Source organism: Xenorhabdus budapestensis, assembly GCF_002632465.1.
GTDB lineage: Bacteria > Pseudomonadota > Gammaproteobacteria > Enterobacterales > Enterobacteriaceae > Xenorhabdus > Xenorhabdus budapestensis.
Window position 1 is genome coordinate 275,541 of record NZ_NIBS01000001.1, and the last position, 17,065, is coordinate 292,605.

The 17,065-nt window shown below is 42.1% G+C and carries 13 protein-coding genes and 5 tRNA genes; 2 read left to right on the forward strand and 16 right to left on the reverse strand.

Annotated features, from left to right (window positions below):
* Window positions 1-14: 14 nt before the first annotated feature.
* Together rpsP and ffh are read right to left on the reverse strand one after the other, a co-directional pair.
* Window positions 15-263: a 30S ribosomal protein S16 gene (gene rpsP, locus Xbud_RS01365; RefSeq protein WP_099134605.1), complete on the reverse strand. Its 249-nt coding sequence runs from the start codon at window positions 261-263 to the stop codon at window positions 15-17.
* A gap of 137 nt (window positions 264-400) precedes the next feature.
* Complete coding sequence (gene ffh / locus Xbud_RS01370) at window positions 401-1,762, reverse strand: signal recognition particle protein (RefSeq protein WP_099134376.1); 1,362 nt, start codon at window positions 1,760-1,762, stop codon at window positions 401-403.
* A 216-nt stretch (window positions 1,763-1,978) separates the two neighbouring features.
* On the opposite strand from ffh, the gene Xbud_RS01375 reads away from it, so the two are divergent.
* Both Xbud_RS01375 and Xbud_RS01380 read left to right on the forward strand, forming a co-directional pair.
* Complete coding sequence (locus tag Xbud_RS01375; protein WP_099134377.1) at window positions 1,979-2,770, forward strand: cytochrome C assembly family protein; 792 nt, start codon at window positions 1,979-1,981, stop codon at window positions 2,768-2,770.
* 54 nt (window positions 2,771-2,824) lie between these two features.
* Window positions 2,825-4,123: an HlyC/CorC family transporter gene (locus Xbud_RS01380; RefSeq protein WP_099134378.1), complete on the forward strand. Its 1,299-nt coding sequence runs from the start codon at window positions 2,825-2,827 to the stop codon at window positions 4,121-4,123.
* Window positions 4,124-4,249: 126 nt separating this feature from the next.
* Here Xbud_RS01380 and luxS read toward each other — a convergent pair whose 3' ends face one another.
* From luxS to aroL, 14 genes are all read right to left on the reverse strand, one after another.
* Complete coding sequence (gene luxS / locus Xbud_RS01385; RefSeq protein ID WP_099134379.1) at window positions 4,250-4,765, reverse strand: S-ribosylhomocysteine lyase; 516 nt, start codon at window positions 4,763-4,765, stop codon at window positions 4,250-4,252.
* A 171-nt stretch (window positions 4,766-4,936) separates the two neighbouring features.
* On the reverse strand, window positions 4,937-6,496 hold the full coding sequence (gene gshA, locus Xbud_RS01390) for a glutamate--cysteine ligase (RefSeq protein WP_099134380.1): 1,560 nt from the start codon (window positions 6,494-6,496) through the stop codon (window positions 4,937-4,939).
* A gap of 199 nt (window positions 6,497-6,695) precedes the next feature.
* Window positions 6,696-6,772 (reverse strand) — tRNA-Arg (locus Xbud_RS01395).
* Between the two features lie 87 nt (window positions 6,773-6,859).
* Window positions 6,860-6,936: transfer RNA gene (locus Xbud_RS01400), tRNA-Arg, on the reverse strand.
* 87 nt (window positions 6,937-7,023) lie between these two features.
* Window positions 7,024-7,100, reverse strand: a tRNA-Arg gene (locus Xbud_RS01405).
* Between the two features lie 87 nt (window positions 7,101-7,187).
* Window positions 7,188-7,264, reverse strand: a tRNA-Arg gene (locus tag Xbud_RS01410).
* 9 nt (window positions 7,265-7,273) lie between these two features.
* Window positions 7,274-7,366 (reverse strand) — tRNA-Ser (locus Xbud_RS01415).
* 447 nt (window positions 7,367-7,813) lie between these two features.
* The gene (gene csrA / locus Xbud_RS01420) at window positions 7,814-7,999 is read right to left on the reverse strand and encodes a carbon storage regulator CsrA (RefSeq protein WP_010845367.1); all 186 of its coding nucleotides are present in this window, start codon (window positions 7,997-7,999) and stop codon (window positions 7,814-7,816) included.
* Between the two features lie 247 nt (window positions 8,000-8,246).
* Window positions 8,247-10,874, reverse strand: coding sequence for an alanine--tRNA ligase (gene alaS, locus Xbud_RS01425; RefSeq protein WP_099134381.1), 2,628 nt, complete (start codon window positions 10,872-10,874; stop codon window positions 8,247-8,249).
* A 314-nt stretch (window positions 10,875-11,188) separates the two neighbouring features.
* Entirely contained in the window at window positions 11,189-12,265 is a 1,077-nt protein-coding gene (gene recA, locus Xbud_RS01430) for a recombinase RecA (RefSeq protein WP_099134382.1), read from the reverse strand.
* A gap of 124 nt (window positions 12,266-12,389) precedes the next feature.
* Window positions 12,390-12,893: a nicotinamide-nucleotide amidase gene (pncC, locus tag Xbud_RS01435; protein ID WP_099134383.1), complete on the reverse strand. Its 504-nt coding sequence runs from the start codon at window positions 12,891-12,893 to the stop codon at window positions 12,390-12,392.
* Window positions 12,894-12,918: 25 nt separating this feature from the next.
* Window positions 12,919-14,115 (reverse strand): lysophospholipid transporter LplT, encoded by a 1,197-nt coding sequence (gene lplT, locus Xbud_RS01440; RefSeq protein WP_099134384.1) that lies wholly within the window; start codon window positions 14,113-14,115, stop codon window positions 12,919-12,921.
* A 4-nt stretch (window positions 14,116-14,119) separates the two neighbouring features.
* Window positions 14,120-16,267: a bifunctional acyl-ACP--phospholipid O-acyltransferase/long-chain-fatty-acid--ACP ligase gene (gene aas / locus Xbud_RS01445; RefSeq protein ID WP_099134385.1), complete on the reverse strand. Its 2,148-nt coding sequence runs from the start codon at window positions 16,265-16,267 to the stop codon at window positions 14,120-14,122.
* Between the two features lie 147 nt (window positions 16,268-16,414).
* Window positions 16,415-16,930, reverse strand: coding sequence for a shikimate kinase AroL (gene aroL / locus Xbud_RS01450; RefSeq protein WP_099134386.1), 516 nt, complete (start codon window positions 16,928-16,930; stop codon window positions 16,415-16,417).
* Window positions 16,931-17,065 lie beyond the last annotated feature (135 nt).

Here is a 17,065-nt window from a genome sequence, read left to right on the forward strand (position 1 = left end):
ACCACCGCGACAGATTAAGCTGCTTTTTTAGCGTTTTTGATCAGTGCAGCAACACGATCAGACACAGATGCACCCAGACCAATCCAGTGTTCGATACGGTCCAGATCTAAACGCAGAGCTTCAGCATTCCCTGATGCGATAGGGTTGAAGAAGCCAACGCGCTCAATAAAGCGACCATCACGCGCATTGCGGCTATCGGTCACTACTACTTGATAAAACGGACGCTTTTTAGCGCCGCCACGAGCTAAACGAATTGTTACCATAACATCCTCATTAGTTAGCAAAACAACCAGACGCCATCGAGGAATGGAGTCCGGCTGTCCATTAAAAAGCCCGAAAATTTTACTCACTTTGGCGCAAAAAGCAATCCAAAGAGCATTTTCTTTCGAAATTTTGTTGATTATCGCCCCATAAATCCAGGAGGCAACATACCTTTCATGCCACGCATCATTTTCGCCAGACCACCTTTCTTCATCTTTTTCATCATGCGCTGCATTTCATCAAACTGTTTCAGTAAACGGTTGACATCCTGTACCTGTGTACCAGAACCCATTGCGATACGACGTTTACGTGAACCTTTGATAATTTCTGGTTTTTCACGCTCTTTGCGGGTCATTGAGTTGATGATGGCTTCCATCTTAACCAGAATTTTGTCATCCATTTGGGATTTAACAGCATCAGGGATCTGGGACATGCCTGGCATTTTGCTCAACATGCTTGTCATACCACCCATATTGCGCATTTGCTTAAGCTGTTCGAGAAAATCGTTTAAATCAAAACCATCCCCTTTTTTCAGTTTTGATGCCAACTTTTCCGCTTGAGTGCGGTCAACCTTACTTTCAATCTCTTCAATCAGTGAAAGCACATCCCCCATTCCCAAGATCCGGGATGCGATACGATCGGGATGGAAAGGCTCCAAGGCATCAGTCTTTTCACCGACACCAAGGAATTTAATTGGCTTACCTGTGATATGTCGAATAGAAAGAGCGGCACCACCACGAGCGTCACCATCTACTTTGGTCAGAACAACCCCTGTTAGTGGCAGCGCTTCATTAAATGCTTTTGCCGTATTAGCAGCATCCTGCCCTGTCATTGCATCGACAACAAACAACGTTTCGATAGGATTAACCGCAGCGTGAACTTCTTTAATTTCATCCATCATAGCTTCATCGACATGCAGACGTCCTGCGGTATCGATCAAAAGCACATCGTAAAATTTCAGCTTAGCGTGTTGGATTGCTTTGTTGACAATATCAACCGGTTTTTCTTGTGGGTCTGATGGGAAAAAATCAATTCCAACGGTTTCAGATAACATTTCAAGCTGTTTGATCGCTGCCGGACGGTATACGTCAGCAGAAACCACCAGGACTTTTTTCTTATTTTTTTCTTTTAGCAGTTTACCCAATTTTGCAACGCTAGTTGTTTTACCAGCACCTTGCAAACCTGCCATCAGAACCACTGCGGGAGGTTGTACAGCAAGATTTAGCTCACTGTTTACCTCTCCCATCGCCTTCACCAGTTCATTTTGAACAATTTTGACGAATTCTTGTCCAGGAGTTAGACTTTTGTTAACTTCGTGCCCTACCGCGTTTTCTTTGACTCTTGAAATGAAATCACGCACTACAGGCAATGCAACATCTGCTTCAAGTAAAGCCATGCGAACTTCACGCAGCGTATCTTTAATATTATCCTCAGTCAGCCGTCCACGACCGCTGATATTGCGCAATGTGCGCGATAGTCTGTCAGTTAAATTATCAAACATTGTCTCAGCTCAGATATCTACAAGTGGGTCTACCTGTAAGGCAAATTTAGCGGATTATAACATGATGATGATGTAATCTCTGCAAAGAGATTCCCAAGTATGGCTAACAACGGTTGGAGGCTATCTCTGCTGACAGTATACTTGAATTTTGAGTTAACTTTAGCACTATTAACTCTAACACTTTTTTCTAACACTATTGCGAAAACGAAAAACTTTATGCAGGTATTTTCAATCATTGCCTTACTTGCTTATCTCATTAGCCTGACGCTTATCGTGCCGGGTTTATTGCGGCAACAAAACAGCTATCAAAAACTGGCTCTATTTTTCGCAGCTGTTGCACTGATCAACCATGCGATAACCTTAAAGTATCAGGTTTTTCATGTCAGCAGTGGCCAAAACCTGACTCTGTTAAATTTAGGCTCTATTGTCAGTTTGCTCGTCTGTATCATTATGACTATTGTTGCCTTTCGTGGTCATGCATGGTTTTTACTGCCCATTATTTACAGTTTTGCCATGATAAATTTGATTCTGACCAGTATGGTGCCCGGTGAATTCATTACACATCTTGAGAAGAGTATCGGGCTATTCATACATATTGGGCTGGCATTACTTGGGTATGCCACTTTACTTATTGCCGCACTTTATGCATTGCAAGTTGGCTGGCTGGATTATCGGCTGAAAAAGAAAAAACTTACTTTTTCTTCTGGCATGCCTCCATTAATGACCATTGAACGCAAAATGTTTCGCATTACCCAAGTTGGCGTAATCTTACTAACATTGACGTTATGTACAGGCATCATGTATATGGATGATATTTTCAATAAGGAAAATATCCATAAATCGGTTTTGTCTATCATTGCATGGTTTATCTACGTCATCCTACTCTGGGGGCATTATCATGAAGGATGGCGCGGCAAACGTGTCATTTGGTTCAATCTGATTGGTGCACTTATCCTGACGCTCTCTTTTTTCGGCAATCGGTTATTACAGGAATTTTTGATTTATTAAGCAGTAAACAATCGCTGTAGCCAGTTTATATAAACATTAGGAAGGAATTCTGCTTTGGAGCATGTCTCAACAGGCACATTAATTATTATTCTTGTCATCATGGTTATCATTTCTGCCTACTTTTCTGCCTCAGAAACTGGCATGATGACAATAAACCGTTATCGCTTACGCCATTTGGCAAAACAAGGTAGCAGTTCCGCGCAGAGAGTCGAATCACTACTCAACCATCCTGACAGGCTAATCAGCCTGATTCTGATCGGTAATAACCTTGTCAATATTTTGGCATCTTCATTGGCTACCATTGTTGGCATGCGCCTTTATGGTGACGCAGGAGTTGCGATTGCAACTGGTATACTGACCTTCGTGATTCTGGTTTTTGCTGAAGTTATGCCCAAGACGATTGCAGCTCTCTACCCGGAAAAAATTGCATTCCCAAGCAGCTTTCTGCTGCGACCTTTACAAAAGATCATGCTGCCTCTTGTTTGGGCATTTAACAAGATCACTTTGCTGTTTATACGTTGTCTGGGGATCAAAGTTTCCGACACTCGCAATGACGCGGTTAGTAAAGATGAGCTTCGGACGATTGTGAACGAATCAAACACCAATCTCTCACGCCGCAATCAGGATATGCTTATCTCAATACTGGATCTTGAAAAAGTCACCGTTGGCGACATCATGGTGCCCCGCAATGAGATTGTTGGTATTGATATTAACGGTGACTGGAAATCCGTTATACGACAGTTGACTCATTCACCACACGGCAGAATAGTGTTGTACCGGAATTTTCTGGATGATGCCATTGGTATGTTACGAGTGCGTGAAGCCTATCGTCTTATGATGGAGAAAAAGGAATTCACGAAAAAGAACCTGATAAGAGCAGCAGATAAAATTTACTTCATTCCCGTCAGTACGCCATTGAACACCCAGTTAGTTAACTTCCAACGTAATAAACAAAAAGCAGGCTTAATCGTTGATGAGTATGGAGATATTCAGGGATTAGTCACTGTAGAAGATATTCTGGAAGAAATTGTCGGAGAGTTTACCACTTCTATGTCTCCTACTCTGTCAGAAGAAGTCTTACCACAAAGTGATGGCACTGTTTTAGTTGATGGCACCGCCAATATCCGTGAGTTAAACAAAGCATTTGGCTGGACATTACCTGCTGACGGGCCAAGAACAATGAATGGTATGATCCTGGAAGAGTTAGGCGAAATCCCCGAGTTGAATGTTCAGGTACAAATTAATGAGTATAATTTTGAAATTCTTTCTGTGAATGACAATGTTATTAAAAAAGTACGTGTAATTCCGATGAAACAGGAAAAGAGAAAAGTATTAAAATCCAGTGAAAAATAACTCAAAATTGCAAATCTGGCCGTAAAAAAGATTTTTACGACCAGTATAGCGTATGCAATATCAGTTATAGTTTCTCAAAAAAATGCTTTTCAAAAAACAACATTACAACAAATTAGCACCATTTTACTACACTTGTAGCTCAACCAGTTTTTCTTCCGGCAAAGCCAGTTCATCGTTTTGGTTAATACGAACATCTGCATCAAGAATGTGGCGAGCAATATCCTGTGCTTCTTGCAGAGAGTGCATCTGATACGTACCACATTGATAAATGTTCAACTCCGGGATTTGCTTCTGATCTTGAACTTTCAGTACATCAGCCATAGCAGCTTTCCAAGCTTCCGCTACTCTTAGTTCAGCTGGCGCACCAATCAAGCTCATGTAAAAACCAGTACGGCATCCCATTGGAGAGATGTCAATAATTTCAACACTATCACCATTCAGATGGTTACGCATAAAACCGGCAAACAAATGTTCAAGTGTATGAATTCCTCTTTCCGGCATGACCTCTTTGTTAGGAATGCAAAAGCGTAAGTCAAATACCGTGATAGTATCACCATGGGGTGTTTTCATCGTCTTGGCAACTCTAACGGCAGGTGCAGACATACGGGTATGGTCAACTGTAAAACTGTCCAATAAAGGCATGATCCTACCTCCTCAGGCATCAGATTTTTTGCAAAAATTTTTTCAAATAGATGAAACCTTTTTATTTGCGGCTGGTCTTAATATATGAAGACGCGCAAAATTGTTATCATCCTTATTTTTCTAAGAGACTTTATTTAGTTTCGGCCACCAAATGGTGGCCATTTTTCTTTTTTAAAACTCGGCATGTAATTTTAGATAATCTTCAAAACTCATGCTGTCTTGTTGTTCCAGATCATGTTGCCGTTCTACCGAAACTTTACGTTCCGCAGAAAAACGCTCATCATTCAATATACTATACGGCTCTTTAACCAGTTCCAGAAAATACTTGTTCGCCAGTTCTAGTCCAAAGCCAACAATCCCTTGAGTTTTCATTCGATCTAATACACGGGCTGAAAACGTTAATGATGGATCCTCAAACATACCAACCAACTCTCTACAAACTGACTGATACTGCGTTCCAGAGCAGCTATCCAAAACCTCAGCGACACGCTCTAAATTTGCAAATAACTCTTGTCCAACTATCTTCAGTGGCTGCTGTTTCGCTCCACAGCCAATACCAATATCCAAGTTTGGTCTGCGTCCTTCCAAAATCACCTTATTCCAGTTTTTACGACAACAGTCCAATTCTTCATCGCTCATTTCAGGTGAATCCGCTACAGCACACCATATCAAGAATAGATCGAGAAAACGGAGCTGTGTTTCATCAACACCAATCGCTGTGAACGGGTTTATGTCTAGAGAACGAACTTCTATATATTCTACACCACCACGAAGTAAAGCATCGGAAGGTGATTCCCCTTCTCTAGTTACCCGTTTAGGACGTATCGGTGCATATAGTTCATTTTCTATTTGAAGAACATTGGTATTGAGCTGTAGGTATTTACCCTCTTTTTTAAGCCCCAGAGCTGCAAATTCTGCTGATGGCTTATGAATTGCTTTCTTCAAACCCGCAACATACGTATGAAGACTGTTGAAAGTAATATTCAGATCACTCTGTGATTTGTTGGTATACCCTAAATCACTCATCCTCAAAGAAGTCGCATAAGGTAAGTAACAAGTTCCTTTTTCGGTCTGTTCAAAGGATAGCGCAGTATCTCTTCCACGTAAAAATGAGGAGCAAATAGCCGGGGATGCACCAAACAAATAAGGGATTACCCAACCAAATCGGTAATAATTACGGATCAGTTTAAAATACCCGTCCGAAATTTGTTCTCTTCCACTTTCAGCATCTTTTACACCTAACCACGCCTGCCAGAAATTTATCGGCAATGAAAAATTATAGTGCACGCCAGAGATAGTTTGCATTAATGCACCATAACGATTTTTCAAGCCCTCCCTATACAGGGTTTTAAAGCGCCCTATATTGGACTTGCCATATTGCGCCAGAGTGATGTCTTCTTCCTTATCAATGAAGCATGGCATACTCAGAGGCCAGGTTTTCTCATTTATCAGATTTTTCGCAGTATATCGATGTAAATCTTTAAGAAAATCAATGGTTCTTTTTATATCACTATCAACAGGAGTAATAAACTCCAATAAAGATTCAGCAAAATCGGTTGTAATCCATTTATGTGTTAAAGAAGCACCAAGTGGTTCTGGATGCTTTGTCATAGCTAAATGACCATCTGGAGTAACACGCAAAGTTTCACGTTCAACACCGCGACAAATACCATCTAAAACGGTAGGGTTTGCCTCTAACCATGACAATGCTTTTGATACATCCGGGATCAATTTGACCTCCCGTGGAGTTTTAAGAAGATTATTACTGAGCGTTTACTTTATATCAAACAAGTCAAGTTGTCGCTGATTACATAGCCCTGATGATATGTTATTGAACAAACTATAAACGTTGAATGGTAAAAAAAATATAATGTATAACAGAGTAAAAATGAAAAACCCCTGTCTTATTAAGACAGGGGTTTACTTAAAGTGGCGCATCCGGGAGGATTCGAACCTCCGACCGCTCGGTTCGTAGCCGAGTACTCTATCCAGCTGAGCTACGGATGCGTTGTCGGTTTTCCATATTCTGTTCAGGCGCCATCGACTGCCTGACTTTTCAGAATTGAGATACCTAGTAAATCACGGTGTTTAAAGTGGCGCATCCGGGAGGATTCGAACCTCCGACCGCTCGGTTCGTAGCCGAGTACTCTATCCAGCTGAGCTACGGATGCGTTGTCGGTTTTCCATATTCTGTTCAGGCGCCATCGACTGCCTGACTTTTCAGAATTAAGATACCTAGTAAATCGCGGTGTTTAAAGTGGCGCATCCGGGAGGATTCGAACCTCCGACCGCTCGGTTCGTAGCCGAGTACTCTATCCAGCTGAGCTACGGATGCGTTGTCGGTTTTCTATGTTCTGTTCAGGCGCTATCGACTGCCTGATTTTTCAGAATTGAGATACCTAGTAAATCGCGGTGTTTAAAATGGCGCATCCGGGAGGATTCGAACCTCCGACCGCTCGGTTCGTAGCCGAGTACTCTATCCAGCTGAGCTACGGATGCGTAACAAAATGGCGGTGAGGGAGGGATTCGAACCCTCGATGCAGCTCTTAACCACATACTCCCTTAGCAGGGGAGCGCCTTCAGCCTCTCGGCCACCTCACCATACGCTTTAAAACTCTTGACTTAAGCTCTAGACCTGAAGCTTCCACCTCAGTACTTTTTGAACCTTTGCTTCTGGAACTTACTCAGAAGCTTTTCTTAAAGCTCGTCGTCGTTGCGATGGCGCACATATTACTTCCCCAGCCTGATAAGTCAAACAATTTTTCGCAACTTTTTTTCCGTTTGAATACTTTGCGCACATAACGACGAGTTTAACATCTAAAAGTCTGTTTTATCGACAGTGAAACTCCCTAAAATGTGTAAAAATTGATGGAAAAAATTATTCACTGTTATGACATCATGAATGATGTCTTTTCAACAGATAGAAAATAAAAAGATGTGAGAAAATAGAATTAAGGTAACAAAAAAGGATAAACCATGTGGTTCAAAAAAAGGGACGAAGTAGAGTAGCGCCCAAGTTTTAAAAAAAGCATGGACGCCATTCTTGAATTAAAAAGTTGTAGGCTGAGACTTCTCTGCCTGAATCCGTTGATAAATTTCTTCACGGTGAACAGAAACTTCCTTGGGTGCATTCACACCAATTCGAACTTGGTTGCCTTTAACCCCCAGTACTGTAACTGTTACCTCATCGCCTATCATGAGCGTTTCACCAACTCGACGAGTCAGAATAAGCATTCTTTGCTCCTTGAAAATTTAAAAGAGTCGGGTCTCTAGGTTTCCCCGCTATTATCCATCAAACACCGTGAAAACGTAAAGCTATGATATCTACTTAAAGTATAAGCAGTTTTGAACACATTTCCTATATCTATAGGATAGCTAAAATATAAGTATGTGCCCAACGTTTCAACAATTTCACAACAAAAAACATTTGGCACCATAAAAAGATAGTTTCATGGTGCCACTACTATCACGGCAATATTAACTACAACCGCAATGTTACCCACTCTTCTACACTAGCTAATGCGGAAGGAAGAGCTGCTACATCTGTCCCACCAGCCTGAGCCAGATCAGGACGTCCTCCTCCTTTACCTCCAACTTGCTGGGCAACAAAAGAGATTAAATCACCCGCTTTTATTCTAGCAGTCAAATCCTTTGTTATACCAACAATTAGGGAGACTTTATCACCAGTCACAGTAGAAAGCACAATAATTGCTGGTCCTAATTGATTTTTCAGATCATCAACCATCGTTCTGAGCATTTTGGGTTCAACATCACCCAACTGTGTCACCAGTAGGCGAATACCTTGGATATCTTTCGCTTGGTTAGCCAAAGCAGAACTTTCTTGAGCTGCCTGCTGAGATTTCAACTGTTGCAACTCTTTTTCCAATTGTTTCGTTCTATCCAGCGTCGTTTTCACCTTCTCACTCAGACTGCTAATATCCCCCTTCACCAAATGAGCTATATCTTGCAATAATTCAGTCTGTTGATATATAGAATTCAGTGCAGTTTGCCCTGTAACGGCTTCGATACGGCGGATACCGGCGGCTGTGCCTGATTCACTGATAATACGGAACAGCCCGATATCACCGGTACGACTTGCATGAGTTCCACCACACAACTCAGTAGAAAAATCTCCCATGCTCAATACACGCACTTGCTCATCATACTTTTCACCAAATAGTGCCATAGCACCCTTGGCTTTTGCTGCTTCCAAGTCCATTAATTCTGTAACAATTGGTAAATTTTTGCGAATTTCTCCATTTACCAGATTTTCTACTTGGCGAATTTGTTCTGGCTGCATAGCTTCAAAATGGGAGAAGTCAAAACGCAGATACTTATCATTTACCAAAGAACCTTTCTGAGAAACATGCTCTCCCAGAATTTGACGCAATGCTGCATGTAATAAGTGAGTAGCAGAGTGGTTCAAACGAATTGTATCTCTGCGCACTACATCAACTTCGGCATCAACTATACCATTAACGTTCAGACTACCATTTGTCAATTTACCAATATGACCAATTGCCTGACCATATTTTTGGGTATCAACAACTTCAAATGTGCTTTCACCGCAGGAGAGCTTACCTGTATCCCCGACTTGTCCGCCAGATTCAGCATAGAAAGCCGTCTTATCAAGTATGATGATCGCTTCTTCACCAGCATGAAGTTGCTCAATTGGCTCCCCATGGCGGTAAATCGCGTTTACAGCCGCTTTCTGAGAGTTATGTTCATAACCAGAAAAATCGCTGTGGCTATCAACTTTGATCATTTCATTGTAATCAGTACCAAAACCACTGGATTCACGAGCACGACGACGCTGACTATCCATTGCAATCTCAAAGCCCGCTTCATCAACCTTAATATTGCGTTCACGACAAACATCCGCAGTCAAGTCAAGAGGAAAGCCATAGGTGTCATATAAGCGGAAAACAGTTTCACCATCTAAGGTATCACCAGACAGTTGCGCCAGTTCTTCATCCAGTAATTGCAGGCCACGTTCCAAAGTACGGGCAAATTGCTCTTCTTCTGTTTTTAATACCTGCTCAACCAATGACTGTTGACGTTGCAGTTCTTCACCTGCTGCCCCCATAATTTTGATCAATGGAGCAACCAACTTGTAGAAGAACGTCTCTTTAGCTTCCAACATATTGCCATGACGAATAGCACGACGAATGATACGACGAAGCACATAAGCCCGGTTCTCATTTGATGGAATAACACCATCGCAAATCAGGAATGAACATGATCGGATATGGTCAGCAATAACACGTAGGGATTTGTTGGTGAGATCGGTTGCACCAGTCACTTCTGCTACAGCAGCGATCAAATCACGGAACGCATCAATTTCATAGTTGGAATTCACATGCTGCAATACCGCAGCCAGACGCTCCAAGCCCATGCCAGTATCAACGGAAGGTTTTGGCAGAGATTCCATTGTACCGTCTACATGACGGTTAAACTGCATGAAAACGATATTCCAGATTTCAATATATCTGTCACCGTCTTCTTCCGGGCTACCTGGAGGCCCACCCCAAATATGTTCACCGTGATCGTAAAAAATTTCTGTACAAGGACCACAAGGACCTGTATCCCCCATTTGCCAGAAGTTATCTGACGCATAAGGAGCACCTTTATTATCACCAATGCGAATAATCCTTTCTGCTGGAACACCGACTTCTTTGCTCCAGATATCGTAGGCTTCATCGTCTGTTTCATAAACAGTCACCCACAATTTCTCTTTTGGCAGATTGAACCACTCTGCTCCCGTCAGCAATTCCCAAGCATATTTAATCGCATCTTGTTTGAAGTAATCGCCAAAACTGAAATTACCCAACATTTCAAAGAAAGTGTGATGACGAGCGGTATAACCAACATTTTCTAAATCGTTGTGCTTTCCACCAGCACGAACACAGCGCTGAGCCGTTGTTGCTCGAGTATAAGGCCTTTTATCCAACCCAAGAAAAACATCTTTGAATTGGTTCATTCCCGCGTTGGTGAACAACAATGTTGGATCATTGGTTGGCACCAACGAACTACTTGGTACTATTTGGTGCCCTTTAGTGTGAAAAAAGTCAAGAAACGCTTGACGGATCTCAGCGGTGCTTTTGCTCATAATTGTCCCGAAATCAAGCTGAAAAAACAGAATTATGGATGGTTGAGGTGGTATATCTCATCACCATTTCAACTCACGAACATATTAAAATAGGGTTAAAATAGAGTGTCTTCCATAAGAAGTAAAATCCCATATAAATCCATTCGCTTTTCAGCATTGTAATTCGTCTGGGCATTTTCTGAAAGTCTGTTTGTCAGACCAGTTTCGATGCAATCGTTTCCAATCGTATTTATTCCTACATAAAAGCAAAAACCACACCCAAATTGGGTGTGGTTTTTGACGGAAACAATTTGTGATCACAAAGTGAAAAGTGATTAGAACTCTTCGTTATTCACTTCTTCGACGTTGTCTTCATAATCAGTAGTATAATCAGAAGCAGCGCTACTGAATCCACCTGCATTATTCAACAGCAATTCACGCAGTTTTTTATCCAGTTCAGACGCAACTTCTAGATGCTCTTTCAGGTAAATTGTGGCATTAGCTTTACCCTGACCAATTTTGTCGCCGTTATAGCTGTACCATGCACCCGCTTTTTCCACCATTTTGTGTTTAACACCCAGGTCGATAAGTTCACCATAAGTATTAATGCCTTCACCATACAGGATTTGGAATTCAGCTTGTTTAAAAGGCGCTGCAACTTTGTTCTTGACTACCTTCACACGAGTTTCGCTACCGACAACCTCATCGCTGTTTTTCACAGAGCCAGTACGACGGATGTCCAGACGAACAGATGCATAGAATTTGAGTGCGTTACCACCGGTTGTGGTTTCTGGATTACCAAACATCACACCAATTTTCATACGGATCTGGTTAATAAAGATCAACAATGTATTGGAGTTTTTCAGGTTTCCTGCCAGCTTACGCATAGCTTGGCTCATCATACGAGCCGCCAGCCCCATATGTGAATCACCGATTTCACCTTCGATTTCTGCTTTTGGTGTCAACGCAGCAACAGAGTCAACCACAATAACATCAACGGCACCAGAACGTGACAAAGCATCACAGATTTCTAACGCTTGTTCACCAGTATCAGGCTGAGAACACAGTAAGTTATCAATATCCACACCCAATTTTTTGGCATAAACCGGATCAAGGGCATGCTCGGCATCAATAAAAGCACATGTTCTGCCTTCACGCTGAGCTGCGGCAATAACCTGAAGGGTTAGCGTTGTTTTACCAGAAGATTCAGGCCCGTATATTTCAACAATACGCCCCATTGGCAAACCGCCTGCACCTAAAGCAATATCCAGTGACAGTGAACCAGTAGAAATGGTTTCAACATCCATTGAGCGATTTTCGCCCAAACGCATGATAGAACCTTTGCCAAATTGTTTTTCAATTTGACCCAGTGCCGCTGCTAGTGCTTTTTGTTTGTTTTCATCGTTAGCCATGTTTACTCCTTCGTAAGCAATGAAGTGTAGGGGCTGCCCCACTGCTGATAAACTGTTTCTGATACCACATTTATATAATCAAAGTGCTGAAACCAATTATACTGTATAATCATACAGCATCAAGTTAATTTTTTATGATTTCTTCCAGCAATGTTTTTAAAGAAAAAATAGCTGACTGGAGCCGTACAAAGTAACGATCACCAGTAAAAAGCCGACGATATGACTTCGTGTATATATTTTCACCATCACGGGTAGCAAACCCAAAATAAACTGTACCTATTGGTTTCTCTTCGCTGCCACCTTCTGGCCCTGCTATGCCACTGACTGAAATAGCAAAATCCGCTTTAGCGACTTCCAACGCTCCTGAAGCCATTTCTTTAACAACCTGCTCACTGACTGCGCCAAACTGAGTCAGCGACATCTGCGATACTCCCAGCATTTCATGCTTGGCATCATTACTATAAGTCACGAAACCACGATTAAAATAGGCTGAACTGCCAGCAATATCTGTGATCGTCTTAGTGATCCATCCCCCTGTGCAGGATTCTGCACAGGTTATGGATAACTGCTTCTGGCGTAACCTTTTCCCAAGTTCAATACTAAGCTGATTCAGGATTTTTTCACCCATAGTACGCCTTTAACGCTATAAGAAATTAATTTTTCCGAAGCAGATCCCAAATCCACAACCCACCGATTGCCAAAGAAAGTAAGATACCAAAACCAATACCTATAGCAATGACGGACATTCCTGACATGATGGAAATTAAGTACAGCCCTAGCATAATCAGCATTGCGCTGTTTTCGCCAAAATTCTGTACCGCAACAGCTTTACCGGCTCCCATCTCATGCTTCCCATGTTCCTGCAACAACGCATTCAATGGCACGACGAAAAGACCACCAAGCACCCCAAGCGTAATCAGGATTAAGTATGAATTCCATATCGATTGTTGAATGGCAAAAATGATAACAATAACACCGATCAGAATTCCGGCAGGCATACAGCGACGCACAGTTTTCAATGTAATAAACCTTGCAGCCAAACCTGCTCCCACAATAATACCAATTGCAACGACTGCATTCATCAAGGTTGGCGTTGTATTACCTTCAATTCCCAGAACGATAGGGACCCATGCAACCAACAAAAAGCGAAGAGTAACACCAGCCCCCCAGAACAGACTAGTTCCAACTAAAGAGAAACGGGTTTCTGGATTTCGCCAAAGGGCAGAAGTAACAGCGATAAAATCCACCAGCATTGCTTTGGGATCCCAACCTTTCCCCTGACGGGCTGCCGCCAAGCGAGGAATATAGAAATTGGCTACCACAGCCGCACCATACATAAAGGCGCATAGCCCTAATGCAAGAAACAGACTGAAATCAGAGAGAAAGCCACCTGCTACAGAACCAATCAGAATCGCTGCAATTGTTGATGCTTCCATCATGCCATTAGCTTTGACCAAACGCCCGCCATCAGTCAATTCGCCCAAGATCCCATATTTGGCAGGTGAATAAGCTGCTGCTCCAATTCCCACAAGGGTATATCCCCAAAAAGGGTTCATATCAATGCAGATACTGACAGCACCCAGTAATTTGATGCCATTGGAAAAGAGCATAACCCGGCCTTTCGGAAACCGATCAGCAATTTGCCCCACAAAGGGGGCAAGCACAATATAAGTCAACACGAAAACAATTTGTAGGGCTGGCAGACTCCATCCCGGATAAGACTCAGCCTTCAATTGAGCTAATATAGCGAAGAATAGTGCATTATCAGCAAAAGCAGACAGAAACTGGGATAATAAAACTGCCTTCATTCCTCGACTTAACAATGGTTGTGTCTCCATAGTCCCATTCATTTCCTTACTCCTGCTCTGCCATTTCTCTTAATGTGACAAAATCAGGTTTGCCACTAACAAATAAAGGTAATTGCTGCACATAGCGAATATCGCGTGGAACTGCCAGTTCAGGCATTCCAATTTCGCGTGCAACAACTAACATCGCATTTCTGTTCAGAACCGTATCTGTCGTGAACAGCACCAGAGCTTCACCTTTACTGTGATCACTTCTTGCCGTTGCTGCATGCAGAGCATCCGGTGAGATCCTTGAAGCAATTTGCTCCACAGCTTCAAGAGAAATCATTTCACCTGCCAATTTAGCAAAACGCTTCACTCGCCCTTTAATCGTACAAAAACTCTCTTCATCAATAGAGACAATATCACCTGTATCATACCAACCAAGCTGTAGATCCCCTTCAATATCTTCTGCGGCAGGTGGCTCAAGACGATCTGGAGCCTCAACCCGCAGATAACCTTTCATGATATTCGGGCCACGTAATTGCAAACGGCCGCCATATTCAATGCCCGGTACAGGCAGTAAGCGCGCTTCCATACCCGGCAAAATCCGTCCAACTGTACCTACTTTGGCAGCCATCGGGACATTAATTGACACAACGGGAGCGCATTCTGTCACGCCGTAACCTTCCAGAATACGGATACCAAATTTATCCTGCCAAACACGTTTGGTGTTTTCTGACAATTTTTCTGCACCTGCAACCACATAACGCAAGCGGGTAAAATCATAAGGGTGGGCAAAACGGGCATAGTTACCCAGAAAAGTTGAGGTTCCAAACAAGACAGTACAGTTTTGGTCATAGACTACTTCAGGAACAACACGATAATGCAGTGGATTTGGGTAAAGGAATACACGGCTTCCCGTCATCAAAGGGGTAAATAACCCGACTGTCAGCCCAAAGGCATGAAACAGGGGCAAAGATGACATGAAACGATCCTGTGGAGTAAAGTCTGCAATTGTTTTAATTTGCTCAACGTTAGCCAATAAACTGGCATGACTATGCACAACCCCTTTTGGCACACCTTCAGAACCTGAAGTAAACAGGATCAGCGCATCATCTTCTGGTTTCTGTGAAGGCAGAATAGCTTTAGTCGGGAAAATTAAATGCCAAAATATCCACAACTTATCGTCCCGTGTAATGGTATCTTTCAGATCTTCAATATAGACCCAATTCGCTTCTGTTACCTGCTCAGGCAAATAGGTTAACTGCCCTTTTTCCAGAAATTGGCGAGAAGTCACAATGGTTTTGATTGTCGCCGCTTGTATGGCATTTTTAATACCACTACTTCCCGCCGTATAGTTCAACAAGGCAGGAACCCGCCCTCTCAGCGATGCACCGTATATAACAGCCACCATAACAGTGACATTAGGCAGCAAAAATCCTATTCTTTCATTTTCCTGAGTAAAACGTTCTAAGATCCGACTGACTCCCAATATTTTTTTCAATAATGTGTGATAACTATCTTCTTTCAGTGCAGCATCTTCAATACAGGGTTTAAAACGACCAAAACGCTTTTGAGCTGTAAGATAAGCACTGAATAACGTCTCTTTCGGACGTGTCTGCATTCTCACATCCATCATGACAGCATGCAGTTTTTCTCCCGCCAAACGACGACGCGTTGACGAATCCGGTGCATCAGGCATCGGAAAATCCATGGCAGGTAAAATCTTGATGGTAATTTTAGGAAACCAATGAAGTTTCATAACGCCTTTCAGACGCCCGAAGATACTTTGTTCTGCACCATCAATACGGATAGGCACAATTTTGGCATCTGACTTGGCTGCAATGAACGCTGCACCATCATAAACTTTCATCAAAGAGCCCGTTACTGTGATCCGGCCTTCAGGGAAAATCACGATAGGCCGCCCATTATCGATCTCTTTAACTAGTGTCCTGATTGCCATTGAGTTCGTTGGATCCAGAGGCACAACATCCGCATAGGGTTTAATAAATTTGAGAAAGCTCCGTGTCGCAATATTAGAATAAATGGCAAATACGGGTTTCACTGGCAGAAAAAGCCCAACCAAAAGACCATCCAAAAAGGAAATATGATTGGGAGTAATAATACATTTGGGGTGTTTGAGATGCTTGTCATCACCTTCTACTGTAACTCTAAAGAGCACACGCACAAGTAATCGCAGAAACTTTAAGAGCATATCCATATCTCAATATAATTAAATAAAATTAAAGTGAGTAATAAATAGAGCGATACTATAAGAGGTATAAATGATCTGAGATATAGAATTTATTACTCATATAAAAAATAAACGTAAAAATAAAAAAATATATCAAATTATCTGTTTCTATTGCCTCAAAATATAACTTTTTATATCAAGAACGGTATTTTCTATTGATAGGGTAGCATCGACGATAAAATGTGCACATTCACGATATAATGGTTCTCTTTCTGCCAACACTCCGGCTATTTCTTCTGTTATAGACTTCCCGGTCAGACTGGGGCGCTGTGAATTTTCTGGATTATGAGACAACCGCTCTATCAGAACTTCTGCCGGGGCTTGCAGATAAATCACAATGCCATTTTGCCGCATATATTGCCGATTTTCGGCTGCCAATACCATTCCACCGCCTGTAGAAATGACCCGGTTTTTCTGGCTAACAGCTTTCAATGTTTGGCTTTCCAACTTCCTAAAATAGTCCCAACCACGTTGCTCAACGAGGTCAGCAATAGTCATCCCGCATGAAATCTGAATATTTTCATCGGTGTCAACAAATTTATACGCTAACACTTCAGCCAACAAATTACCTATTGTCGTCTTCCCTGCACCACGTGCACCTACGATAAATAGAGTTTGCTTCATTGTATTGTTTTTCCTGAAGGTCTGAGCCATTAAAGTTGAATACAAAGTATAGTAACCAAATATTTACACTGATGTAAAAAATATATTTTTACCGCACTATTTTTATCACACTAAAAGCCACACTTAATGGTAAGT